The organism is Streptomyces sp. NPDC058985 (assembly GCF_042740985.1).
Taxonomy (GTDB): domain Bacteria; phylum Actinomycetota; class Actinomycetes; order Streptomycetales; family Streptomycetaceae; genus Streptomyces.
Genome location: NZ_JBHYJX010000008.1, coordinates 238792 through 261279, shown reverse-complemented (window position 1 = coordinate 261279; position 22488 = coordinate 238792). Strand labels below are relative to the sequence as shown.

23 protein-coding genes are annotated in these 22488 nt (G+C 72.5%); 7 read left to right on the top strand and 16 right to left on the bottom strand.

Annotation, left to right across the window (positions count from 1 at the left end; translation table 11 throughout):
- Positions 1 to 5 precede the first annotated feature (5 nt).
- From ACFW01_RS10575 to proP, 3 genes are all read right to left on the bottom strand, one after another.
- Entirely contained in the window at positions 6 to 1040 is a 1035-nt protein-coding gene (locus ACFW01_RS10575; protein ID WP_384502967.1) for an NAD-dependent epimerase/dehydratase family protein, read from the bottom strand.
- 89 nt (positions 1041 to 1129) lie between these two features.
- Complete coding sequence (locus ACFW01_RS10570) at positions 1130 to 1852, bottom strand: lysophospholipid acyltransferase family protein (protein WP_384502965.1); 723 nt, start codon at positions 1850 to 1852, stop codon at positions 1130 to 1132.
- 138 nt (positions 1853 to 1990) lie between these two features.
- Positions 1991 to 3505, bottom strand: a complete 1515-nt coding sequence (gene proP / locus ACFW01_RS10565; RefSeq protein WP_234957521.1) for a glycine betaine/L-proline transporter ProP — start codon at positions 3503 to 3505, stop codon at positions 1991 to 1993.
- Positions 3506 to 3646: 141 nt separating this feature from the next.
- Between proP and ACFW01_RS10560 the strand changes: the two genes are divergently transcribed.
- Complete coding sequence (locus ACFW01_RS10560) at positions 3647 to 4102, top strand: RpiB/LacA/LacB family sugar-phosphate isomerase (RefSeq protein ID WP_122620901.1); 456 nt, start codon at positions 3647 to 3649, stop codon at positions 4100 to 4102.
- Between the two features lie 12 nt (positions 4103 to 4114).
- Here the strand turns inward: ACFW01_RS10560 and rocD are convergent, their stop codons facing one another.
- From rocD to ACFW01_RS10545, 3 genes are all read right to left on the bottom strand, one after another.
- Positions 4115 to 5335: an ornithine--oxo-acid transaminase gene (rocD, locus tag ACFW01_RS10555; RefSeq protein ID WP_384502962.1), complete on the bottom strand. Its 1221-nt coding sequence runs from the start codon at positions 5333 to 5335 to the stop codon at positions 4115 to 4117.
- Positions 5332 to 6171 (bottom strand): dimethylargininase, encoded by an 840-nt coding sequence (ddaH, locus tag ACFW01_RS10550; RefSeq protein ID WP_234957519.1) that lies wholly within the window; start codon positions 6169 to 6171, stop codon positions 5332 to 5334. Before ddaH ends, rocD begins: the two co-directional genes overlap by 4 nt.
- A gap of 123 nt (positions 6172 to 6294) precedes the next feature.
- On the bottom strand, positions 6295 to 6798 hold the full coding sequence (locus ACFW01_RS10545; RefSeq protein ID WP_122620898.1) for an Lrp/AsnC family transcriptional regulator: 504 nt from the start codon (positions 6796 to 6798) through the stop codon (positions 6295 to 6297).
- 77 nt (positions 6799 to 6875) lie between these two features.
- Here ACFW01_RS10545 and ACFW01_RS10540 point away from each other — a divergent pair, with 77 nt between their 5' ends.
- Genes ACFW01_RS10540 through ACFW01_RS10525 form a run of 4 tightly spaced genes read left to right on the top strand, consistent with a single transcriptional unit; the run spans position 6876 to position 11006 of the window.
- A complete protein-coding gene (locus ACFW01_RS10540; protein ID WP_234957518.1) occupies positions 6876 to 7634 on the top strand; it encodes a LytTR family DNA-binding domain-containing protein in 759 nt (252 codons plus the stop codon).
- Between the two features lie 2 nt (positions 7635 to 7636).
- On the top strand, positions 7637 to 7996 hold the full coding sequence (locus tag ACFW01_RS10535) for a hypothetical protein (RefSeq protein WP_161332471.1): 360 nt from the start codon (positions 7637 to 7639) through the stop codon (positions 7994 to 7996).
- A complete protein-coding gene (locus ACFW01_RS10530) occupies positions 7993 to 9792 on the top strand; it encodes a cation acetate symporter (protein ID WP_384502959.1) in 1800 nt (599 codons plus the stop codon). The genes ACFW01_RS10535 and ACFW01_RS10530 overlap by 4 nt, the downstream gene beginning before the upstream one ends.
- A gap of 8 nt (positions 9793 to 9800) precedes the next feature.
- On the top strand, positions 9801 to 11006 hold the full coding sequence (locus tag ACFW01_RS10525) for a histidine kinase (protein WP_234957651.1): 1206 nt from the start codon (positions 9801 to 9803) through the stop codon (positions 11004 to 11006).
- Between the two features lie 21 nt (positions 11007 to 11027).
- On the opposite strand, the gene ACFW01_RS10520 is transcribed toward ACFW01_RS10525, so the two are convergent.
- From ACFW01_RS10520 to ACFW01_RS10500, 5 genes are all read right to left on the bottom strand, one after another.
- On the bottom strand, positions 11028 to 11198 hold the full coding sequence (locus tag ACFW01_RS10520; protein WP_107291848.1) for a hypothetical protein: 171 nt from the start codon (positions 11196 to 11198) through the stop codon (positions 11028 to 11030).
- Positions 11199 to 11289: 91 nt separating this feature from the next.
- Entirely contained in the window at positions 11290 to 12240 is a 951-nt protein-coding gene (locus ACFW01_RS10515) for a cytochrome c oxidase assembly protein (RefSeq protein ID WP_234957516.1), read from the bottom strand.
- 188 nt (positions 12241 to 12428) lie between these two features.
- Positions 12429 to 13454, bottom strand: coding sequence for a 6-phosphofructokinase (locus ACFW01_RS10510; RefSeq protein WP_161332463.1), 1026 nt, complete (start codon positions 13452 to 13454; stop codon positions 12429 to 12431).
- A gap of 166 nt (positions 13455 to 13620) precedes the next feature.
- Positions 13621 to 14349 (bottom strand): type 1 glutamine amidotransferase, encoded by a 729-nt coding sequence (locus ACFW01_RS10505; RefSeq protein ID WP_122620892.1) that lies wholly within the window; start codon positions 14347 to 14349, stop codon positions 13621 to 13623.
- Between the two features lie 23 nt (positions 14350 to 14372).
- Entirely contained in the window at positions 14373 to 15611 is a 1239-nt protein-coding gene (locus ACFW01_RS10500; protein ID WP_234957515.1) for a MurT ligase domain-containing protein, read from the bottom strand.
- Positions 15612 to 15780: 169 nt separating this feature from the next.
- On the opposite strand from ACFW01_RS10500, the gene def reads away from it, so the two are divergent.
- On the top strand, positions 15781 to 16320 hold the full coding sequence (gene def, locus ACFW01_RS10495) for a peptide deformylase (RefSeq protein WP_234957514.1): 540 nt from the start codon (positions 15781 to 15783) through the stop codon (positions 16318 to 16320).
- Positions 16321 to 16365: 45 nt separating this feature from the next.
- Here def and ACFW01_RS10490 read toward each other — a convergent pair whose 3' ends face one another.
- Complete coding sequence (locus ACFW01_RS10490; RefSeq protein ID WP_234957513.1) at positions 16366 to 17022, bottom strand: TetR family transcriptional regulator; 657 nt, start codon at positions 17020 to 17022, stop codon at positions 16366 to 16368.
- 169 nt (positions 17023 to 17191) lie between these two features.
- Between ACFW01_RS10490 and ACFW01_RS10485 the strand changes: the two genes are divergently transcribed.
- Positions 17192 to 18418 (top strand): acyl-CoA dehydrogenase family protein, encoded by a 1227-nt coding sequence (locus ACFW01_RS10485; RefSeq protein ID WP_234957512.1) that lies wholly within the window; start codon positions 17192 to 17194, stop codon positions 18416 to 18418.
- Between the two features lie 63 nt (positions 18419 to 18481).
- On the opposite strand, the gene ACFW01_RS10480 is transcribed toward ACFW01_RS10485, so the two are convergent.
- The 4 genes from ACFW01_RS10480 to ACFW01_RS10465 form a co-directional block, all read right to left on the bottom strand.
- Positions 18482 to 18718: a DUF6213 family protein gene (locus ACFW01_RS10480; protein ID WP_161332461.1), complete on the bottom strand. Its 237-nt coding sequence runs from the start codon at positions 18716 to 18718 to the stop codon at positions 18482 to 18484.
- A gap of 25 nt (positions 18719 to 18743) precedes the next feature.
- The gene (locus ACFW01_RS10475; protein ID WP_234957511.1) at positions 18744 to 20129 is read right to left on the bottom strand and encodes an NADP-dependent succinic semialdehyde dehydrogenase; all 1386 of its coding nucleotides are present in this window, start codon (positions 20127 to 20129) and stop codon (positions 18744 to 18746) included.
- 107 nt (positions 20130 to 20236) lie between these two features.
- A complete protein-coding gene (locus ACFW01_RS10470; RefSeq protein WP_234957510.1) occupies positions 20237 to 20698 on the bottom strand; it encodes an NUDIX domain-containing protein in 462 nt (153 codons plus the stop codon).
- Positions 20695 to 22233, bottom strand: a complete 1539-nt coding sequence (locus ACFW01_RS10465) for an ATP-dependent DNA ligase (protein WP_384502954.1) — start codon at positions 22231 to 22233, stop codon at positions 20695 to 20697. Before ACFW01_RS10465 ends, ACFW01_RS10470 begins: the two co-directional genes overlap by 4 nt.
- Positions 22234 to 22488: the final 255 nt, after the last annotated feature.

The following is a 22488-nucleotide window of genomic DNA, read 5'->3' as shown; positions in this document are numbered from 1 at the left end:
CGTTCTCAGCCCCGGCGCGCCGCGAACCAGGCGTCCTCGGCCGCGTAGTCGAAGAGGTCGCCGTACGCCTGGAACATCTTGGGGTACGCCTCCCGCCAGTCGCGTCCGGTCAGCCGCTCCTCGATGAAGGCGACCGTCTCCGCCAGATGGTCGGCGTACCGGCCCACCGGGCGGTAGCCCAACTGGCGTTCCGCCTCGCTCATGCCGCACACGACGGGCGCGGGCACCGACCACGGCGTGTCGCCCACGGTCTTTGCGGGCGGCTCCCCGTCCACCAGGACGTCCTCGGTCTCCACGCCCATCACCCCGTCGACGGCCGCCGCGATCTCCGCCACCGTCGGCGCGTCCGGGTCGACCGCGTTCAGGACGCGGCTGCCCGGCCGGGGCGCGGCCAGCCGGATCAGCTCGGCGATGGTGTGCACACTCGCCGGGTGGAAGCGGCTCTGGCCCCCGTACGCGAGTACCCGCCGGCGCCTGCCGTCGAGGTTGCGCTTGACGAAGTACAGCTCCCGCGGGGTCCGGCAGTACGGACCGTGCACCGCGCCCGCCCGCAGCAGGGTCGCCGGCAACCGGTCGCCCGCCGCGAGGAGTTCACGCTCCAGCGCCACCTTCCGGGTGCTGTACGAGGCGTCGCCCGGCTCGACGGTGCGCTGCGCCTCCGCGAGCGGCACCGGGTAGTTGGGGAAGCCGTCGGGCTCGGACTGGGTGTCGAAGTTCCGGCCCTGGTCGTCCTCGTAGACCGAGATGCTGGAGACGACCACGGCCGAGCCGACCCGACCGGCGAGTGCGGTCAACTGCCGTGCGTGCCTCGCGTCGAACGCCACCGTGTCCACCAGGACGTCACAGCCCTCGCCGACCGCCGCCGACAGCGCCGCGTCGTCCTCCCGGTCGGCCCGTACCACCCGTACGTCCCGCGGCCACCGCGCGTCCCGGTCGCCGCCCCGCGAGACGGCCGCCACCTCCCAGCCGTCCCGGGCCAGTGCCCCCACGGCCATGCGTCCGATCTGCCCCGTCGCCCCGATCACCACTGCGCGTGTCATACGCCGACCGTAGGCAAGTCCCCCGGTTCCGGCCACGGCCTTCTGCCGACAGCAGACGGCCCGCCCCGGGCCCTGCCGTCAACAGCCCTCTAGCGGTGCGGAAGGCGGGGGAACCGGCGTCCCTGCGCCGCCTTCTGAGCCTCCTCGGCCTTCACGTCCGCCGCGTAACGGTCGACGTACTCCTGACCGGACAGCGACAGGATGGCGTACATGATCTCGTCGGTGGCGGCGCGCAGCACGGCCTTCTCGCCCTCCATGCCGGCGTAGCGGGAGAAGTCCAGGGGCTCGCCGAAGCGGATCACCACCGGGTGCACCTTGGGGATCTTCCGGCCCGGCGGCTGCGCCTCGAACGTGCCGATCATCGCGCAGGGCACGACCGGCACCCCCGCCCGCAGCGCCATCACCGCGACACCGACCTTGCCCTTGTACAGCCGTCCGTCGTGCGAGCGGGTGCCCTCCGGGTAGATGCCCAGCAGTTCGTCCTTGCCCAGCACGCCCAGGCCCTCGCGGATCGCGGCCTGACCCGCCTCCTTGCCGGAGCGGTCGACCGGAATCTGCCCGGCGCTGCGGAAGAAGTACGCCGTCAGCCTGCCCTTCAGACCCGGCCCGGTGAAGTACTCGGCCTTGGCGAGGAAGGTGATGCGGCGTCTGAGCACCGCGGGCATCAGGAAGTGGTCCGAGAAGGAGAGGTGATTGCCCGCAACGATGGCCGCCCCCGACGCCGGTACGTGGTCCAGGCCCTCGATCCGGGGCCGGAAGACCAGCCTCAGCAGCGGGCCCAACAGCACGTACTTGAGGACGTAGTAGAACAAGGCGTCGCTCCTCAGCCCGGTGGGACGGCACGATCGCCGTGTTCTCACTGGTCGACCGGCGTCTGCCGGGCTGCCAGTGTAGGTGCGGGCCGGGCCCGCCCGGAACCGGACGTGCCCGGCCCGCCGGCCGTACTCCCGTCAGAACTTCGGCGTCGGCGCCTGCGCCTCCACCATCTCCGCGGCCTCCTCGTCGCTCTGCACCGACGGCGGGGAGCCTTCCAGCGGCTGCTGGGCCGTCTCCTTCATGCAGGCCACCGCCACGACACCGATCAGGGCCGCGGCCATCGCGTAGTAGGCGGGCATCATGTCGGAGCCGGTCACGCTGATCAGCGCGGTGATGACCAGCGGCGTGGTGCCGCCGAACAGGGACGCCGAGAGGTTGTAGCCGACCGACAGGGACCCGTACCGGACGTTGGTGGGGAACATCGCCGGGAGCGCCGCCGACATCGTGCCGAGCAGGCACACCAGGGACAGTCCGAGCATCAGCATGCCCGCGGAGACGGCGAGCAGACTGCCCTCCTGGACCAGTACGAAGGCCGGTGCGGACAGGACGAAGAAGCCGATCATGCCGGTCATCAGCAGGGGCTTGCGGCCGAAGCGGTCGGACAGCCTGCCGACCTGGTTGATGATCAGCATCAGCAGCACCATCGTCGCCACCAGGATCATCAGGCCGTGGCTCTCGCTGTAGTCCAGCTCGTCCGACAGGTACGTCGGCATGTACGACAGCAGCATGTAGTCGGTGATGTTGTACGCGCCGACCAGCGCGATGCACAGCACCAGCGACCGCCAGTGGGTCCGGAAGATCTTGGCGAGGTCGCCCCGGGCGGTGGTCTCGACCGCCGTCGCCGCCTCCGAGACGTGCACGCTGGAGTCCTCCAGCTTCAGGAACGCGGGCGTGTCGTCCAGCCTCAGCCGCAGGTAGATACCGACGATGCCGAGCGGCGCCGCGACCAGGAACGGGATGCGCCAGCCCCAGGCGTCCATCGCGTCGGTGCCGAGCCAGGCCGTGAGCCCGGTGACCAGACTCGCCGCGCCGGTGTACCCGGCGAGTGTGCCCAGCTCCAGGAAGCTGCCGAAGAAGCCGCGCCGCTTGTCGGGCGCGTACTCGGCGATGAACGTGGAGGCACCGCCGTACTCGCCGCCGGTCGAGAAGCCCTGGAGCAGACGGAACACGATCAGCAGGACCGGCGCCCAGAAGCCGATCGAGGCGTAGCTGGGGATGAGTCCGATGGCGGCGGTGCCGATCGCCATCAGGATCATCGTCAGCGCGAGCACCTTCTTGCGGCCGATCTTGTCACCCATCGGGCCGAAGAACATGCCGCCCAGCGGACGCACCAGGAACGCCACGGCGAACGTGGCGAAGGAGGAGAGCAGCTGCGCCGTGTCGCTCCCGGACGGGAAGAACACCCGGCCGATGGTGCCGGCCAGGTAGGCGTAGATGCCGAAGTCGAACCACTCCATGGCATTGCCGAGGGACGCCGCCTTCACGGCACGCTTGACCGCGGCCTCGTCCGTGACGGTGATGTCCGACCGGCGCAGCCGGGGGTTCTGCCGGCGCTTGATGGCCCGGAACAGGGCCCGGTGGCGGCGCACCGCCGCGGCGTCGGGTTCCTGGCCGTTGTCGGTGGGGGACGTGGCGGCCTCCCTTTCCACGCGCAGCCACTCCTGCCGGAGCGCTGCTCGGTCGTACGAATCTCAGGTCGTACCCCTTCCCTCGATCATGCTGGGTATGGTCGTGACTTCAGTCATGTGGTTGAGCCGATGAGGTGAGAGGGCGGGCGGTACCCTGCGCGCATGCGCATCGCCGTCTCCTCCGACATGGACGAACCCGTGGCCCGGCTCCTCGTGGAGGAGCTGCGCGGACGCGGACACGAGGTGCTCGCGCACGGCGCGCTGAGTGCCGGGGCGGACGACCGGTGGGCCGTGTGCTCGGAGCGGGCGGCCCGCGAGGTCGCCGACGGGCGGGCCGACCAGGCCGTGGTGTGCTGCTGGACCGGCACCGGTGCGTCGATCGCCGCCAACAAGGTGCCGGGCGTCCGCGCGGCCCTGTGCGCCGACGCGTACACGGCGGACGGGGCCCGCCGGTGGAACGACGCGAACGTGCTAGCCCTCAGCCTGCGCCTGACGTCGGCGCCGCTGCTGCGGGAGATCCTCGACGCCTGGTTCGCGGGCGGGCCGAGCGAGGACGCCGAGGACCGCGAGAACGTCACGCGCGTGGAGCGGCTCGACCGGGGCCGAACCGCTCCGTAGGACGCGCTCTGGTCAGGACGTCAGAACCTTCTCCAGCGTCCCGAGCGCCCCCTCCAGCTCCGCGGCGGTGACCGTCAGCGGCGGCGCCAGCCGGATCGTCGAGCCGTGCGTGTCCTTGACGAGGACGCCCTCGCGCATCAGCCGCTCGCTGATTTCGCGGCCGGTACCCAGCGCCGGGTCCACGTCGACCCCCGCCCACAGCCCCCGCGCGCGGAAGCCGACGACGCCCCTGCCGACCAGCGCGGCCAGACCCGCGCGCAGCACTGCCCCCAGCTCCGCCGCGCGGCGCTGGAACTCGCCGGTCTCCAGCAGCTCCACCACCGCCGTGCCGACCGCGGCCGCCAGCGGGTTGCCGCCGAACGTCGAACCGTGCTCGCCCGGGTGCAGCACGCCCAGCACGTCCCGGCGGCCGACCACCGCCGACACCGGGACGATGCCGCCGCCGAGCGCCTTGCCGAGCAGTACCACGTCCGGCTCGACCGACTCGTGGGCGACGGCGAGCGTGTGCCCGGTGCGGCCGAGACCCGACTGGATCTCGTCCGCGATGAACAGACAGCCCGCCCGGCGGGTCAGCTCCCGCACCCCGGCCAGATAGCCGTCGTCCGGGATCAGCACCCCCGCCTCGCCCTGGATCGGCTCGATCAGCACGGCCGCCGTCGTCTCGTCGACGGCCGCCTCCATGGCCGCCAGGTCGTTGTACGGCACCACCCGGAAACCCGGCGTGAACGGGCCGAAGCCCGCGCGCGCCGTCTCGTCCGTGGAGAAGCTGACGATCGTCGTCGTCCGGCCGTGGAAGTTGTCCGCCGCGACCACGATCGTCGCCCGGTCCGCCGGGACGCCCTTCACGTCGTAGGCCCACTTGCGGGCCACCTTGATGCCGCTCTCCACCGCCTCCGCGCCGGTGTTCATCGGCAGCACCATGTCCGTACCGGTCAGCGCGGCCAGCCGCTCCGCGAAGCCCGCGAGCCGGTCGTTGTGGAAGGCGCGTGAGGTGAGGGTGAGCCGGTCCAGCTGGCGGTGGGCGGCCTCGATCAGCGCCGGGTGGCGGTGCCCGAAGTTGAGCGCCGAGTAGCCCGCCAGCATGTCCAGGTAGCGGCGGCCCTCCACGTCCTCGACCCAGGCGCCCTCCGCGCGGGCCACGACCACGGGCAGCGGGTGGTAGTTGTGCGCGAGGACGGGCTCCTCCGCGCGGATCAGCTCCGCGGAGCCGCGGGTGGGGGCGGGTGCGGTCATGAGCGGGTCTCCCGGATCTCCTGGGTGCAGCACTTGATGCCGCCACCGGCCTTGTGGAACTCGGACAGGTCGACGGGGACGGGCACGTAGCCGCGGCCGGCGAGCCGGTCGGCCAGGGCACGGGCCTGGGGCGCGATGAACACGTGCCGCCCGTCGGAGACGGAGTTCAGCCCGAACGCCATGGCGTCCTCGCGGGTGGCGAGCACCGCGTCCGGGTACAGCCGCTCCAGCACCTCGCGGCTGCCCGGCGAGAACGCCTCGGGATAGTAGGCGATGTTCGCCTCGGTGCCGTCCGCCCCGTCGTCGAGCACGAACAGCGCCGTGTCCAGGTGGTAGAAGTACGGGTCCACCAGCGTCAGCGAGACCACCGGCACGCCGAAGAACTCCTGCACCTCCCGATGTGCCTCACGGGTGGTGCGGAACCCGGTGCCGGCCAGGATCCAGCGGCCGGCCGGGACCAGGTCGCCCTCGCCCTCGCAGACCGACTCGGGAAGCTGGACCTCGAAGCCCCCCGTCTTGAACCACGCCATGAAGGGCAGGGACTCGGGGCGTCGCTCGGGCGCGTGGAAGAGCGAGCCGAAGACCCGCCCCTCGACGACGACCGCGCAGTTCGCGGCGAACACCATGTCGGGCAGGCCCGGGACCGGGTCGACGCCGTCGACGGTGTGGCCGTGGGCACGGTAGGCGTCGACCAGCGCCTGCCACTGGTCGAGGGCGCGTATGACATCGACCGGTCGGTCGGTGCTCATCCACGGATTGATCGCGTACTGCACGGCGAAGTGCCTGGGTTCGCAGACCAGGAAGCGCCGTCGGCGCGGCACACGGGACTCGGGCACAGAGGGGTACCTCCGCTCCTCACGGTGTGTAACTGGGTTGACACCACGGTAGAAAGCGACGACCACGCCGGACAAGCGACAAAGGCTGCGTGTTGCCGCACGATCGATGCGTCTTCCACCAGGTCAGCGCACGTCTGCTGCGCCCTCCGGAGCCAGCAGGCCCGCGCCCGCCTCCGGACTGTCCGGGATCAGGTGGGACAGCACCATCACACTGATCGTCTTGCGGATGAACGGCTCCGCACGGATCCGCTCCAGCACCTCCTCGAAGTGCTCCACGTCCCGCGCCCGCACGTGCAGCAGGGCGTCCGCGCCGCCGGTCACCGTCATCGCCGCCCTGATCTCCGGATAGCCCCGCACGACCTCCGCCAGCCGCCGCGGCGGCGCCGCCCCCTCGCAGTACACCTCCACGTACGCCTCCGTGCGCCAGCCCAGCGCGGCGGGCCGCACCGTCGCCGTGAACCCGGTGATCACGCCGGTCTCGCGCAGCCGGTCCACCCGGCGCTTGACCGCCGTCGAGGAGAGCCCGATCTCCGCGCCGATCTCGGCGAAGGACGTCCTGGCGTTCGTCATCAGGGCGGTGACGATCTTCCGGTCGAGTTCGTCGAACGGAGTGGGCCTGCTGTTCATGCGGGCACTGTATCCAGCGGAGACGCCCACGCCCGGCCCGTGTGCAGGCGTACGGATTACTCCTACACTCCAGCCTCATGCTGCGCGCCCTCGCTGTCGACGACGAACGCCCCACGCTCGAAGAACTCGTGTACCTCCTCAACGCCGATCCCCGCATCGGCGCGGCGGAGGGCGCGAGCGACGCGACCGAGGCGCTGCGCCGCATCAACCGGGCGCTGGAGTCGGGCCCCGACGGGCCGGACGCCATCGACGTCGTCTTCCTCGACATCCAGATGCCCGGCCTCGACGGACTGGACCTCGCCCGGCTGCTGACCGGGTTCGCGCGGCCGCCGCTGATCGTGTTCGTCACCGCCCACGAGGACTTCGCCGTGCAGGCCTTCGACCTGGAGGCGGTCGACTACGTCCTCAAACCCGTGCGCCGGGAACGGCTCGCCGAGGCGGTGCGCCGCGCCGTCGAGCAGCGCGGCGCGACGCCCCCCTCACCGCGGATACCCGTCCACGAACCCGACCCCGACCACATCACGGTGGAACTCGGCGGGGTCGCCCGCTTCGTCCCCGTCGACGACATCACCCACGCCGAGGCCCAGGGCGACTACGCCCGCCTGCACACCGACAAGGGCAGCCACCTCGTCCGCATCCCGCTGTCCACCCTGGAGGAACGCTGGCGGGCCCGCGGCTTCGTCCGCATCCACCGCCGGCACCTCGTCGCCCTGCGCCACATCGGCGAACTCCGCCTGGACGCCGGCACCGTCAGCGTCCTGGTCGGCACCGAGGAACTCCAGGTCAGCCGCCGCCACGCCCGCGAGCTGCGGGACCTGCTCATGCGGAGGCCGTGACCGTGCCCCAGGACCCCGGCGAGCGCCGTGTCACCGTCACCGGCCCGCCCAGGCGCACCCGGCGGGCCTCCGGCTACTACCGCCCGCGCACCGAGATCGACGAGCAGACCACCCTCGGCCACACCTACGTCCGCTCCCTCATGCGCAGCCAGCTGCGCGCCGGCCTCACCGCCCTCGCGGTCCTCGGCCTCCTCGTCGGACCGCTGCCCCTGCTCTTCGCGGCACTGCCCGACGCCCGCCGCCTGGAATGGGCCGTCCTCGGCTTCGGCCTGTACGCCCCGCTGGTCCTCCTCGCCCGCTGGTACGTGCGCCGTGCCGAGCGCAACGAACGGGACTTCGTGCGCCTCGTCGAGGACCGATGAACTCCAGCTACGCCATACCCGCGGTCGCCCTGGTCGTCGTGGCCACCGTCCTGGTCGGCGCCTTCGGCCTGCGCATCTCCCGCACCACCTCCGACTTCTACGTCGCCTCCCGCACCGTCGGCCCGCGCCTGAACGCCGCCGCCATCAGCGGCGAGTACCTCTCCGCCGCCTCCTTCCTCGGCATCGCGGGACTGGTCCTCGTCCAGGGCCCCGACATGCTCTGGTACCCGGTCGGCTACACCGCCGGCTACCTGGTCCTGCTGCTCTTCGTGGCGGCCCCGCTGCGCCGCTCCGGCGCCTACACGCTGCCCGACTTCGCCGAGGCGCGGCTCGCCTCCCAGGGGGTGCGGCGGCTCGCGGGAGCCTTCGTCGTCGGGGTCGGCTGGCTGTACCTGCTGCCCCAGCTCCAGGGCGCCGGGCTGACCCTCACCGTGCTCAGCGGCGCCCCCGACTGGCTCGGCGGGGTGATCGTCGCCGTCGTCGTCACCGGTGTGGTCGCCGCCGGCGGCATGCGCAGCATCACCTTCGTCCAGGCCTTCCAGTACTGGCTGAAACTCACCGCCCTGCTCGTCCCCGCCCTCTTCCTGGTGCTCGCCTGGCAGGGCGACGGCGCGCCCGGCCGCCCCTTCGAGGAACCGGCCACCTTCCGCGAGCAGCGCTCCGTGCGGGTCGACGAGGGCCTCACCCTCAAGCTCGACCGCCCGCTGACCGTCACCGTCGACGGCACCGTGGACGGCCGCGCCCACGACGGCACCCGGCTGAGCCTCCCCGCCGGCACTCACCGCATCGAGGCCGGCACCCGCCTCACCTTCGCCAAGGACACCCCGGTCCCGGCCGCCGGACGCGGCGCCGACGACGCCTTGTCGCCCTCCCGCGCCGAGAGCCGCACGGAACGCCCGCTGTACGCCACGTACGGCCTGATCCTCGCCACCTTCCTGGGCACCATGGGCCTGCCGCACGTCGTTGTGCGCTTCTACACCAGCCCGCACGGCGTCGCCGCCCGCCGCACCACCGTCGCCGTGCTCGGCCTGATCGGCGCCTTCTACCTGCTGCCGCCCGTCTACGGCGCCCTCGGCCGCCTCTACGCCCCCGAGCTGACCCTCACCGGGGACGCCGACGCCGCCGTCCTGCTGCTGCCCGACCGGATCATCGGGGGAGTGGGCGGCGACCTGCTCGGCGCGCTGGTCGCGGGCGGCGCCTTCGCCGCGTTCCTGTCCACCGCCTCGGGGCTGACCATGGCCGTCGCGGGCGTCCTCACCCAGGACGTGCTGCCGTCCCGGGGCGTGCCGCACTTCCGCCTCGGCACCCTCCTCGCCATGTCCGTGCCGCTGGCGGCGAGCGCGCTGGTCGGCGGACTGCCCGTCGCCGACGCCGTCGGCCTCGCCTTCGCCGTGTCGGCCTCGTCCTTCTGCCCGCTGCTCGTCCTCGGCATCTGGTGGCGCCGGCTGACCCCGCCCGGCGCCGCGGCCGGGATGCTGGTGGGCGGCGGCTCCGCCCTGCTCGCCGTCGCCGCCACCATGGGCGGCTTCCCGGGCGGCGGCGGGGCGCTGCACGCGCTGCTGGCCTGGCCGGCGCTCTGGTCGGTGCCGCTGGGCTTCCTCACCATGGTGCTGGTCTCCCTGGCCACGCCGGGCCGGGTACCGGCCGGGACGGCGGCGATCCTGGCCCGCTTCCACCTGCCGGAGCAGCTGAGCGCGGAGGAGCTGCGCGGGGAGGGCCGCCCGGCGGACGCGCTGACCGCCGGCGCGCTGCCCTCGGGCGGTCCCCGGACGCCGCGCGAGGGGGCGACGCAGTGAGCGGCTCCCTGGGCGGTTTCCTGGCGGGCCTCGCCGTGGCCCTGCTGCCCCTGCTGGCGGCGGGCTTCTGGCTGGGTCGGCGCACCGCCCGCCCGCAGAGCCTCGGCGGCCTGGGCACCCCGGTCGAGCACGCCACCTTCCAGACCCTGCACACCGCGTCCCTGGCCACGCCCCCGCTGCGGGCGGGCCTGACCGAGGAGACCGCCGGCAAGTCCGCCCGCAAGCTGCGCTCCCTGCTCGGCACGGACGCGCTGTGCCTGACCGACCTCAAGGAGGTCCTGGTCTGGGACGGTGTGGGCGGCCATCACCGCGCGGAGATCATGGAACGCCTCGCCGGGCCGCTGGAGACGGGCCGCGGCGAGGCGTTCTGGCTGACCTGCGACATCCCCGACTGTTCGGTGCGCTGGGCGGTGGTCGCCCCGCTCACCGTCGACGACCGGGTGCACGGTGCCCTGGTCGCCTGCGCGCCCCGCGAGTCCGCCGTCCTGGTCCGGGCCGCCGGGGAGGTCGCCCGCTGGGTCTCCGTCCAACTGGAGCTGGCCGACCTCGACCAGTCCCGCACCCGGCTCATCGAGGCCGAGATCAAGGCGCTGCGGGCGCAGATCTCGCCGCACTTCATCTTCAACTCGCTCGCGGTGATCGCGTCCTTCGTCCGCACCGATCCCGAGCGCGCCCGGGAGCTGCTGCTGGAGTTCGCCGACTTCACCCGCTACTCGTTCCGCCGGCACGGGGACTTCACCACCCTCGCCGACGAGCTGCACGCCATCGACCACTACCTGGCGCTGGTGCGGGCCCGCTTCGGCGACCGCCTCGCCGTCACCCTCCAGGTCGCCCCCGAGGTGCTGCCGGTCGCCCTGCCCTTCCTGTGCCTCCAGCCGCTCGTCGAGAACGCCGTCAAGCACGGTCTTGAGGGCAAGGCCGACCGCTGCCGCATCCAGATCACCGCGCAGGACGCGGGCGCCGAGGCCCTGGTCGTCATCGAGGACGACGGCGCCGGCATGGACCCGGGCCTGCTGCGCCGCATCCTCGCGCGCGAGGTCAGCCCGTCGGGCGGCATCGGGCTGTCCAACGTCGACGACCGCCTCCGCCAGGTCTACGGAGACGACCACGGGCTCGTCATCGAGACGGCCGTCGGCGCGGGCATGAAGATCACCGTCCGGCTGCCGAAGTACCAGCCGGGCGTCCACTCGGCGGGCCGGCTGGGCCGCGAGTGAGGGGGCGGGCGCGCCACCCGCTCAGGCGCTGCGGGTGGCCACCATCCCCAGGGTGATCAGTCCCAGCACGACCCAGCCGAACCACAGCCAGCCGTTGCTTCCGAGCGCCACCGTGTAGGCCGTCACCGCGACGAGGCCGCCGATGGTGAGCGCCCCCATGGTCTTCGTCGAACTGTCCGTGGAACCGGGCATCGCAACACCCTCCTCGTGGTCCGTTGCCTTCCATGGTGCCCCGGTTCTGCCTGGATAGGGCACGGAAGGCCGGATACGGGCCCGATCCGCGTCAGCCGCCGCGGGTGTTCAGCGAGGCCAGGTAGGCGTTGTAGGCCGCCAGCTCCTTGTCGCCGTCCCGTTCGGCGGCCCGGTCGGTACGGCGGGCCTGGCGCTGCTCGGAGGCGTACCACTGGAAGAGCAGGGCGAGCAGGACCAGCACGGACGGGACCTCGCTGAAGGCCCAGGCGATGCCGCCCGCCGCGTTCTGGTCGGAGAGCGCGTCGATGCCGAGCGACGCGGGCGGGTTCTCGAACGTCTTCACCATCGGCGACGATCCCATCATCAGCGCGATGCCGAAGAACGCGTGGAACGGCATGCCCGCGAACAGCTCCAGCATCCGCATCAGGTAGCCGGGCCGGTGCGGCCCCGGATCCACGCCCATGATCGGCCAGAAGAACACCAGCCCGACGGCGAGGAAGTGCACCATCATCGCGATGTGCCCGGCCCGGGAGCCCATCAGGAAGTCGAAGAGAGGCGTGAAGTACAGGGCGTACAGGCTGGCGATGAACAGCGGGATGGTGAACGCGGCATGCGTGATGATCCGCATGTAGCGGCTGTGCAGCAGCATCAGCAGCAGTTCGCGGGGACCCTTGCTGCCGCGGGCCGCCGGCGGCAGCGCGCGCAGGGCCAGCGTGATCGGGGCGCCGAGCAGGATCAGGATCGGCGAGACCATGCTGATGATCATGTGCTGCACCATGTGCACGCTGAACATGACCATGCCGTAGTCGTTGATCTTGGTGCACATCATGAGCACGATGCTCAGCACGCCGATGACGAAGGCCACGGTCCGGCCGACCGGCCACTTGTCACCGCGCCGCACCAGCCGCGCCACACCCCAGCCGTACAGCGCCAGTCCCAGCAGGCAGGCGATCAGGAAGAACGGGTCCGCCGACCAGGCGAGCCCCCGCCCCAGCGTGAACGGCGGCAGATCCATCGTCATGCCGTGCCCGCTGTGATCCATCCGCCGGCTCCTGATTCGTGGGGGTTGAACGCAGTCTGTCCGAAGCAAGACTAGAACCGCCCCCGGCGACTCAAGTCACCGGGGGCGTTGAGCGCCCCTCAGGGGCGCGGGGAACTGCGCGAGCAACCACACACGAGCCGCAGCCCGCGACGAACCGACGGACCCGAGCTCTCAGCGGCGCCCGGCAATCAGAGAACGCACTCCGCCTCCGCGTACCGCGCATCCGGCACCGTCTTCAACGCCTCGACCGCGTCAGCGAGAGGCACCATCGCGATGTCCGTCCCGCGCAGGGCCGTCATCATCCCGAACTCCCCACGATGCACGGCCTCCACCGCATGCCACCCGAACCGCGTCGCCAGCACCCGGTCGTACGCCGTCGGCGTGCCCCCGCGCTGGACGTGTCCGAGGATCACCGGCCGGGCCTCCTTGCCGAGCCGCTCCTCCAGCTCGATGGAGAGCTGGCGGGCGATCCCGGCGAAGCGCTCGTGCCCGTAGACGTCCTTGCCGCCCTCGTCGAAGTCCATGGTGCCCGCCTTCGGCTTGGCACCCTCCGCGGCCACCACGATCGCGAACCGCTTGCCCGCCGAGAACCGCTCGCCGACCTTCGCGGTCAACTCGTCGATGTCGAAGGGCCGCTCCGGGACGACCACGGCGTGGGCACCGGCCGCCATACCCGAGTGCAGCGCGATCCAGCCGGTGTGACGGCCCATGACCTCCACGATCAGCACCCGCTGATGGGACTCGGCGGTGGTCTTCAGCCGGTCCAGGGCCTCGGTCGCCACGGTCACGGCGGTGTCGAAGCCGAACGTCACATCGGTGACCGCTATGTCGTTGTCGATGGTCTTGGGCACGCCGACGATGGGCAGGCCGTTGTCCGACAGCAGGCGGGCCGCCTTCAGGGTGCCTTCGCCGCCGATCGGGATGATCGCGTCCAGGCCGAGTTCCTCGACGTGGCCGCGGGCCCGCTCCACGCCGTCCCGCAGGTGCTCGGGGCGGACCCGGGAGGAGCCGAGGATGGTGCCGCCGCGGGCCAGGATGCCGCCCACCGCGTCGAGGTCGAGCTTCAGGTAGTCGCACTCCAGGAGGCCCTTCCAGCCGTCCCGGAAGCCGATGACCTCGTCGCCGTGGTCGACGACGGCGCGGTGCACGACGGACCGGATGACGGCGTTCAGGCCGGGGCAGTCGCCGCCGGACGTGAGGACACCAATGCGCATAGCCCGAAATACCTTCTCAAACGTGGCACGGGTCCGGACCGCGCTGTCCGGCTCGATCCCCGCCACCCTAGCGGCATCGGGGGCCGGGACCGAACCACGCGTCCGCCTACTGGACCTCTCCGCTCACCTGTGCGGATGACCCATCAGACGGGCCCGCCGAGGTGGATCAGGCAGGCTGCTGGGCAGCGGCGATGCGTTCGTTGCGGAGCGCCTCGTACCAGCGGTCGTCCGTCGGCGGCAGGGCGTTCACGTCGAGGGCGAGCTTGAGCAGCAGGTCGGCGATCTGCGGGTTGCGTGCCAGCACCGGGCCGTGCATGTACGTACCGAAGACCGTGTCGTTGTACGCGCCCTCGGTGCCGTCGCCCGTGCCGTTGCCGTTGCCGAAGCGGACCTGGGAGAGCGGGCGCGCGGTGGGGCCCAGGTGGGTGACGCCCTGGTGGTTCTCGAAGCCGGTCAGGGGCGGCAGCCCGAGGCGCGGGTCGATGTCGGCGAGGACGTCGCCGACGCACCGGGCTCCCTCGCCGCGCGTCGAGACCACGTCGAGCAGGCCGAGGCCCGGCTCCCGCTGGCCCAGGTCGTTGATGAACTCGTGGCCGAGGATCTGGTAGCCGGCGCAGACGGAGAACACGATCGCGCCGTTCTCCACGGCCCGGTGCAGGCCGCCGTCGCGGCGCAGCCGCTCGGCGGCGAGCCGCTGCGGACGGTCCTCGCCGCCGCCGATCAGGTAGATGTCGCCGGAGGTCGGGATCTGCTGGTCGCTGCGCACGTCGAGCCGGGCCACGTCGAGGCCGCGCTGGCGGGCCCGGCGCTCCACCACGAGGGCGTTGCCCTGGTCGCCGTACGTGCTGAGCAGGTCCGGGTAGATCCAGACGATCCGCAGTTGGTTGTCGCTCACGAAAGTCCCCTGAAGTCTCGCGGTCAGTTGCCGACGCGGCGGCGCAGGTCCTGGAAGGCGGTGTAGTTGGCGATGACCTCGATCCGGCCGGGCGGGCACATCTGCACCGCCTGGTCGAGGTCCTCGCACACCTGGAACTGCTGGTTGGCGACCTCGAGGCGCACCGCGAGGTCCAGCTTGCGGTCGCCGATCACGCAGATCGGGTGGCCGGTCAGCCGGGTGTAGTCCACGTCCCACAGCCAGGAGGTGTCGGTGCCGTCGGCCCCCCGCGCGTTCACCGAGAGGATCACGGGCGTGGGCGGCGGGTCGATCAGGGAGAAGGTCTCCAGCCAGCCCGCCGGGTTCTTGGCGAGCAGCAGACGCAGGTCGCGGCCCTGGAACTGCACCACGTCGTAGCGTCCGGCGACCGCCTGCACCTGGTACATGCGCTCCAGGGCGACCTGCGGCGGCACGCCGAAGACGGCGGCGACGGCGGCCGAGGAGGCGGCGTTGGCCTTGTTGGCGCGGCCCGGCAGCTGGAGGTGGATCGGCCAGGCGGAGCCGTGCGGGTCGAGGACGTGGTCGCCGGAGAGCGCCCAGCTCGGTGTGGGGCGGCGGAAGCCGCACTCGCCGCAGAACCAGTCGTCGCCGGGACGCTGCATCACGCCGCCGCAGGCCGGGCAGGACCAGGCGTCGTCCTTCCACATCTGGCCGGCGGCGACCCAGATCACGTTGGGGGAGGAGGACGCCGCCCACACCACCAGCGGGTCGTCGGCGTTGGCGACGACCACGGCCTTCGAGCCGGTCAGGCCCTCACGCCAGTTCTCGGCGAGCATGCGGGTCTCGGCGGCGCGGTCGAGCTGGTCGCGGGAGAGGTTGAGGAGCGCGATGCACTTCGGCTCGGTGGCCTGGGCGACGCCGACGAGGTACTTCTCGTCGACCTCGATGACGCCGTAGCGGGCGTCCGCGCCGGCCGCGAGGGCCGAGGTGATGCCGGCCGGCATGTTGGCGCCGAGCGCGTTGGACACGACCGGTCCCGCCGCGCGCAGCGCCTCGGCGATCAGCCGGGTGGTGGTGGTCTTGCCGTTGGTCGCCGAGACCAGGGTCACGTCCAGGTGCTGGGCGAGCCGGTTGAGGAGGTCCGGATCGAGTCTCAGCGCGACCTTGCCGCCGATCACCGAACCGCTGCCGCGCCCCGCGGCGCGCGAAGCCGCCGCGACCGCCTTGCCCGCGGTCACGGCGATCTTGGCCCGGGGCGAGAGCGGGTCCGAGTTGCCTGCCATCAGTTCTCGATCCTCCTTGCGTACGCGCCGCGCCTGAAGCCTGACGGCCACGTGGTGTGGACCTCAGCCTATCGAGATCCGTTCGCACTCCCGAATCGCGGCACCGGCCACGGGGCTCCGGCGGTGGGCGCGACCCGCCGGGGGACACAGGGACCTTACTCTTGCCGCCATGCGACACGGCTCCATCCCGGGCGCCCACGGGCGCGTCCGTCCCCTCGGTCTCCTCGGCGATCCCGTCCTGCACGCCCCGTGCGAGGAGGTGACGGACTTCGGTCCGGAACTCGCGGGGCTCGTGGAGGACTTGTTCGCGACCATGTACGCGGCCCACGGCGTGGGCCTGGCCGCGAACCAGATCGGCACGGGGCTGCGCGTCTTCGTCTACGACTGCCCGGACGACGAGGACGAGCGCCACCTCGGTCACCTGGTGAACCCGCGGCTCGTCGAGACCGGCGGGGTGGTGGTGCGCGGGGCGGAGGGCTGTCTGTCGCTGCCGGGTCTGGAGGCCGGGACCGAGCGGCACGACGAGGCCGTCGTGACGGGACTCACGGTGACCGGGGAGCCCGTCACCGTGCGCGGCACCGGGTTCTTCGCGCGGTGCCTCCAGCACGAGTGCGATCACCTGGAGGGGCGGGTGTACTCCGAGCGGCTGTCGGGATGGCGGCACCGGCGGCTGGCGCGGCAGGTGGCGCGCGCCGGCTGGCGCCGCTGAGCGCGCGGGGGCCGGGGCCGGAGGAGGGCGTGGGCCAAGGGGCCCTCAGAAGCCGGGCCCGCCCGCCTTGTCCCCGGCGGCCGCCAGCCGGCCCCACAGCAGGTCGGCCAGGGTGCTCACCAACTCCGCCCGGGAGCAGGGGCGTTCGCCCAGCCACCAGTCGCCCGCGGCGTGCATCATGCCGACGATGCCGTGCCCCCACACCCGGGCCAACTGCTGGGTGCCGGGGCCGACGTCGAGGCGTTCCTCGATGACCTGGGCCAGTTCCTCGCCCATCCGGCGCAGCAGCGGGGCCGAGTGCCTGCCGACGTCGAAACCCTGGTCGGCCTGGTCGGCCGGGGTGGCGACGCCCTCCGCCGGATGCATCAGGAAGCGGTACACCTGCGGGCGTGCCTCGATGGCCGCCAGATAGGTGTCCAGGGTGGCCTCGACGCGCTGTCGCCGCTCCGCCGGGGCGTCCAGGGCGGCCCGCAGCGAGGCGAGGAGGGCGTCGGTGTGCCGGACGGCGAGGGCGGCGTACAGTCCGCCCTTGTCGCCGAAGTGGCGGTAGAGGATCGGCTTGGTGATGCCGGCCTCGGCGGCGATGGCGTTCATCGAGGCCTGCGGACCGTCGCGCAGCACCACCCGGTCGGCGGCCTCGAGCAGCTCGCGCCGTCTGCGGTCGGCGGACCGCTGCTGGTCGGTCCGCTGTGTGGTGTCCATGTGCTCTCCCCACCCGTGCTGTTTCGGTGACGCCGTCGCAAACTAACACCCACGGGGCGCCCGGCATCGAACGGGAGGGCGACGGGGCCTCGGGAGTTGACTTTTCCTACCGACCGGTAACAGACTCGTGTTACCGCAAGTAACACGCACGTGGGTCACTGGAGGGGACATGGCCGAGTTCACCATGGAGCTGAGCGACGAACAGAAGGAGGTCCGGGACTGGCTGCACGGCTTCGCGGCCGACGTCATCCGCCCCGCGGCCGCCGAATGGGACGAGCGTGAGGAGACTCCCTGGCCGGTCATCCAGGAGGCCGCCAAGGTCGGCATCTACTCCCTCGACTTCTATGCCCAGCAGTACTTCGACCCCACCGGCCTCGGCATCCCCATGGCGATGGAGGAGCTGTTCTGGGGCGACGCCGGCATCGCCCTGTCCATCGTCGGGACCGGCCTTGCCGCCGTCGGTGTCCTCGCCAACGGCACCGAGGAGCAGATCGGCACCTGGATCCCCCAGATGTACGGCGACGTGAACGACGTGAAGGTCGCCGCCTTCTGCTCCTCCGAGCCGGACGCCGGCTCCGACGTGGCCTCCATGCGCACGCGCGCCGTGTACGACGAGGCCAAGGACGAGTGGGTGCTCAACGGCACCAAGACCTGGGCGACCAACGGCGGCATCGCCAACGTCCACGTCGTCGTCGCGGTCGTGGACCCGGAGCTGGGCTCCAAGGGTCACGCCTCCTTCATCGTGCCGCCGGCCACCCCGGGGCTGTCCCAGGGCCAGAAGTTCAAGAAGCACGGCATCCGCGCCTCGCACACCGCCGAGGTGGTCCTGGACAACGTGCGCGTTCCCGGCTCCTGCCTGCTCGGCGGCAAGGAGAAGCTGGACGCCCGGCTGGCCCGCGCCCGGGAGAAGGCCAAGCAGGGCGGCGAGCGCGTCAAGAACGCCGCCATGGCCACCTTCGAGGCCTCGCGCCCGGCCGTCGGCGCCATGGCGGTGGGCACCGCCCGCGCCGCGTACGAGGAGGCGCTGGAGTACGCCCGGACCCGTGAGCAGTTCGGGCGGCCGATCATCGACAACCAGGGCGTCGCCTTCCAGCTCGCCGACATGCGGACGTCCGTCGACGCGGCCCGGCTGCTGGTGTGGCGGGCCTCCTGGATGGCGATCAACGGCAAGCCGTTCACGGCGGCCGAGGGGTCGATGTCCAAGCTGTTCGCGAGCGAGACGGCGAAGAAGGTGACCGCGCAGGCGGTCCAGATCCTGGGCGGCAACGGGTACACGCGGGAGTACCCCGTGGAGCGCATGCACCGGGACGCCGCGATCTACACCATCTTCGAGGGGACGAGCGAGATTCAGCGGCTCGTCATCGCGCGGACGCTGGCGGGGGTGCCGATTCGTTAGTGCCCGGCGGCGGGCCGGAGCCCGGCGATCTCTCGCCGGGCCGGTCCGTTCCGGGGCGCGGCGTCAGGAGGACGGGCCGCTGCTGTGGGCGATGCACGCCACGTCGATCCGGTCGGCCAGCTTGGCCAGCTCGATGGTGAGCGCCGCGACCGTGTCCTCGTCCAGACTCACCTCGCCCGCCTCCACCAGCCGCACCCACCGCCCGCCCACCGTGCGCAGCAGCTTGCTCACGTCGGACGCGGCGACCTGCAGGGTGCCGCGGTCGTCGACGATCAGAGGCAGGGTCACTTCGCGGTTCACAAAGGGGATCGTAGTCGCGGAAGGCTCACGCTCCGTGCCATACGGTGGTGATGTTGCAGAACTCCCGGATTCCGTGCCCGGACAGCTCACGGCCGTAGCCCGACCGCTTGACCCCGCCGAACGGGAACGCCGGATGGGACGCGGTCATCCCGTTGACGTACACGCCGCCCGCCTCCAGATCCCGTACGAAGCGGTCCACGTCGGCGTCGTCGCGGGTCCAGACGTTGGAACTGAGCCCGAAGTCCGAGTCGTTGGCGATCAGCACCGCCTCGTCCAGGTCCGCCACCCGGTACAGCGTGGCGACGGGGCCGAAGGCCTCCTCGCGGTGGATGCGCATCTCGCGCGTCACGTCGGCCAGCACGGTCGGCGGGTAGTACCAGCCCGGTCCCTCGGGCCGTTCGCCACCGCACAGCACCGTCGCACCGGCCCGCTTCGCGTCGTCGACCAGCTCCATCACGTCGTTCAGGCCCTGCTCGCTGGAGAGCGGCCCGACCTCGGTCTCCTCGTCCAGCGGGTCGCCGACGGTCAGCGCCCTCATGCCCGCGGTGAAGCGTTCCACGAACGCGTCGTACACGTCCGTGTGCACGATGAACCGCTTGGCGGCGATGCAGGACTGCCCGGCGTTCTGCGTGCGCGCGGTGACGGCGACCTCGGCGGCCCGGTCCACGTCTGCGGACGGCATCACGACGAAGGGGTCGCTGCCGCCCAGCTCCAGCACCGTCTTCTTGATCATCTCCCCGGCCGTGGCGGCGACCGCACGGCCGGCCGGCTCGCTGCCGGTGAGGGTGGCGGCCCGCACCCGCTCGTCGCGCAGGATGCCGTCCACCTCCGCCGAGCCGATGAGCAGGGTCTGGAAGCAGCCCTCGGGGAAGCCCGCCCGGTGGAACAGGTCCTCCAGGTACAGGGCGGTCTGCGGCACGTTCGAGGCGTGCTTGAGCAGCCCCACGTTGCCCGCCATCAGCGCGGGCGCCGCGAACCGGATCACCTGCCAGAGCGGGAAGTTCCACGGCATCACCGCGAGCACCGGGCCCAGCGGCCGGTAGCGGACCAGGGCCCGGGAGGCGCCGGAGTCCTTCACGTCGGACTCCGCGGGCTCCTCGTCGGCGAGCAGGGAGGCCGCGTGGTCGGCGTACCAGCGCATCGTCTTGGCGCACTTGGCGGCCTCCGCTCGGGCCTGCTTGACCGGCTTGCCCATCTCGGTCGTGATGACCTTGCCGATCTCCTCCTGGTCCGCCTCCAGAAGATCGGCGGCCCGGCGCATGAGCCGGGCGCGCTCGTCGAGCGCCGTCGTCCGGTACGTGCGGAAGGTGGCCTCCGCGAGCTGGATCCGGCGCTCGATCTCCTCCTCGCCCATGGCCTCGTACGTCCTGAGCGTCTCGCCGTTCGCCGGATTCACCGTCGCGATGGGCATGACCGACCTCCCTGGGTGCTGGCTCGTGCTTCGACCCTGGCGCGTGGCGCGGGGCGCCGCAACGCGGACGGGTCCGGTGCGGGCTTTCCGCACCGCGTCGCCTCTTGTCAGTGCGAGTGCTCAGCCAGCCGGTCGAGAAACGCGGCCTGTGCCGTCACGATCACCTCGCGCGCCCGCTCCACCGGGAACCAGGCGACCCGGTCCAGTTCGGGGAACTCCTGGGTCCGCCCCGACCGCGGCGGCCACTCCATACGGAAGGTGCCGGGTGAGACCGTGGCCGGGTCGAGGTCGGCCTCGACGGCCCAGACCGTGACGACCTTCCCGCCCGCCTGCCGCACCTCGCCCAGCGGGACGGCCTCCCCGTCGGGCGGCGGCAGCCCCAGCTCCTCCTCGAACTCCCGCCGGGCCGCGTCCCAGGCCGGTTCCGCGGGGTCGTACTCGCCCTTGGGGACCGTCCACGCGCCGGCCTCGCGACGGGCGTAGAACGGGCCGCCCATGTGCCCCAGGAGCACCTGGAGTTCCGCTCCGGGGCCGCGGCGGTGCAGCAGCAGGCCCGCGCTGCGCCTCACGGGGCGGCGCCCGGGTGGGCGGCGAGCAGGGTGTCCACGGTGTCCGCGTCCTCGGGGCGCTTGTCCTCGCGGTAGCGGACGACGCGGGCGAAGCGGAGGGTGACGCCGGCCGGGTAGCGGGTGGAGCGCTGGAGGCCGTCGTAGGCGATCTCGACGACGAGTTCGGGGCGTACGGTCACGCCCCAGGGGTGTTCCTCGACGGCCAGCTGCCCGAGGCGCTCGGTCTGCCAGGCCAGCAGCGCGTCCGTCATGCCCTTGAAGGTCTTGCCCAGCATCGCGAAGGAGCCGTCGGCCGTGCGGGCGCCCAGGTGGAGGTTGGACAGCCTGCCGGTGCGGCGGCCGTGGCCCCACTCGGCGGCCAGCACCACCAGGTCGAGCGTGTGGACGGGCTTGACCTTCAGCCAGGACGCGCCGCGGCGGCCCGCGCTGTAGCCGGCGTCGAGTCCCTTGACGACGACGCCCTCGTGGCCGCGCCGCAGCGTCTCGGCGAGGAACTCCTCGGCGGCCGGCGTGTCCTCGGGCCCGCCGACCAGGGTGCGCCGCACTCGTTCGGGCTCGGGGACCAGCCGGGCCAGCGCCGCGTGCCGCTCGGTCAGCGGCAGGTCGAGCAGGTCGTGGCCGTCGACGGACAGCGCGTCGAAGAACACCACGGAGACGGGGACCGCCCGCGACGCCGTCGCCACGTCCGTGCGGGAGCCGACCCGTCCGGCGGTCTCCTGGAACGACCGGGGACGTCCGCTGCCGTCCAGGGAGAGCACCTCGCCGTCCAGGATGAACCGCTCGCCGGGCAGCGCGAGCGCCGCCCGGGTGACCTCGGGGAGCCGGCCGGTGATGTCGTCCAGGGTGCGGGTGTAGAGGCGGACGGTGCCGCGGTCGCGGTGCACCTGGACGCGGATGCCGTCCAGTTTCTCCTCGACCGCGCAGGCGCCCAGCTTGCCGACCGCCTCGGCGACCGAGGAGGCGCTGTGTGCCAGCATCGGCAGCACGGGCCGGCCGACGGTGAGCCGGAACCCCTCCAGGGCGCCGGGCCCGTCCGCGAGCAGGGCCTCGGCCACCGTCTGCAGGGAGCCCGCGAGCATCACCGCCCGGCGTACGTCGGCCGGGGGCGCGTCCGTCGCCGCGGCCAGCCCTTCGACGGCGGCCGCGTCCAGGGCACCCTGCCGGACCTCGCCGGTCAGCAGCCCGATCAGGAAGCGCTGCTCGTCCTCGGTGGCCGCGCCCATCAGCTCGCCGACCAGCCGCGCCCGCTCGGCCTGCGAACCGGTGCCGGTCACCGAGGCGAGGTGGGTGAGCCGGGCATCCACGTCACGCACGGTGAGCGACGGCTCGGCGGCCGGCGTCACCTCGCGGCTCAGCACCTTCCAGCCGACGCCGATCCTGCCCTGCGGGAGGCGTCCCGCCAGGTAGGGGATGACGACCGGCACGTCCGCCGCCTCCGCCTCCCGGAACAACTCCGCGAGCAGGACGGTCTTCCGGGACCGCGCCGACGTCTCGGCGACCTCCCGGGACACCTGGGCCAACCGGGCAAGCAGCATGCAGTCATGGTGCACCGGAGAGGGCGAGGACACACCTGGCGGGCGGGTCCGGGTCCGGCGGGTGGGGGGCGCGGCGTGGTCCCGGACGATCCGCGCACGCCGGACGGCGCCCGGTCCGCGGCCGGCGCCTCCCGGCGTCCCGCCCCTGGCACGCCGGTACGGCGCCTCCCGGTGTCCCGCCCCTGGCACGCCGGTACGGCGCCTCCCGGTGTCCGCCCCTCGCACGCCGGGACGGCGGCCCCTCCCGACGCCCCC

Bases quoted from the DNA above. Each gene is read 5' to 3' on its own strand.
- ACFW01_RS10530 (WP_384502959.1), top strand. From the start codon at position 7,993: ATGAACTCCAGCTACGCCATACCCGCGGTCGCCCTGGTCGTCGTGGCC.
- ACFW01_RS10560 (WP_122620901.1), top strand. From the start codon at position 3,647: ATGCGCATCGCCGTCTCCTCCGACATGGACGAACCCGTGGCCCGGCTC.
- ACFW01_RS10520 (WP_107291848.1), bottom strand. From the start codon at position 11,198: ATGCCCGGTTCCACGGACAGTTCGACGAAGACCATGGGGGCGCTCACC.
- ACFW01_RS10475 (WP_234957511.1), bottom strand. From the start codon at position 20,129: ATGCCCATCGCGACGGTGAATCCGGCGAACGGCGAGACGCTCAGGACG.
- rocD (WP_384502962.1), bottom strand. From the start codon at position 5,335: ATGACCGCACCCGCCCCCACCCGCGGCTCCGCGGAGCTGATCCGCGCG.
- ACFW01_RS10485 (WP_234957512.1), top strand. From the start codon at position 17,192: ATGGCCGAGTTCACCATGGAGCTGAGCGACGAACAGAAGGAGGTCCGG.
- ACFW01_RS10545 (WP_122620898.1), bottom strand. From the start codon at position 6,798: ATGAACAGCAGGCCCACTCCGTTCGACGAACTCGACCGGAAGATCGTC.
- def (WP_234957514.1), top strand. From the start codon at position 15,781: ATGCGACACGGCTCCATCCCGGGCGCCCACGGGCGCGTCCGTCCCCTC.
- ACFW01_RS10540 (WP_234957518.1), top strand. From the start codon at position 6,876: ATGCTGCGCGCCCTCGCTGTCGACGACGAACGCCCCACGCTCGAAGAA.
- ACFW01_RS10465 (WP_384502954.1), bottom strand. From the start codon at position 22,233: ATGCTGCTTGCCCGGTTGGCCCAGGTGTCCCGGGAGGTCGCCGAGACG.
- ACFW01_RS10490 (WP_234957513.1), bottom strand. From the start codon at position 17,022: ATGGACACCACACAGCGGACCGACCAGCAGCGGTCCGCCGACCGCAGA.
- ACFW01_RS10500 (WP_234957515.1), bottom strand. From the start codon at position 15,611: ATGGCAGGCAACTCGGACCCGCTCTCGCCCCGGGCCAAGATCGCCGTG.
- ACFW01_RS10510 (WP_161332463.1), bottom strand. From the start codon at position 13,454: ATGCGCATTGGTGTCCTCACGTCCGGCGGCGACTGCCCCGGCCTGAAC.
- ACFW01_RS10575 (WP_384502967.1), bottom strand. From the start codon at position 1,040: ATGACACGCGCAGTGGTGATCGGGGCGACGGGGCAGATCGGACGCATG.
- ACFW01_RS10515 (WP_234957516.1), bottom strand. From the start codon at position 12,240: ATGGATCACAGCGGGCACGGCATGACGATGGATCTGCCGCCGTTCACG.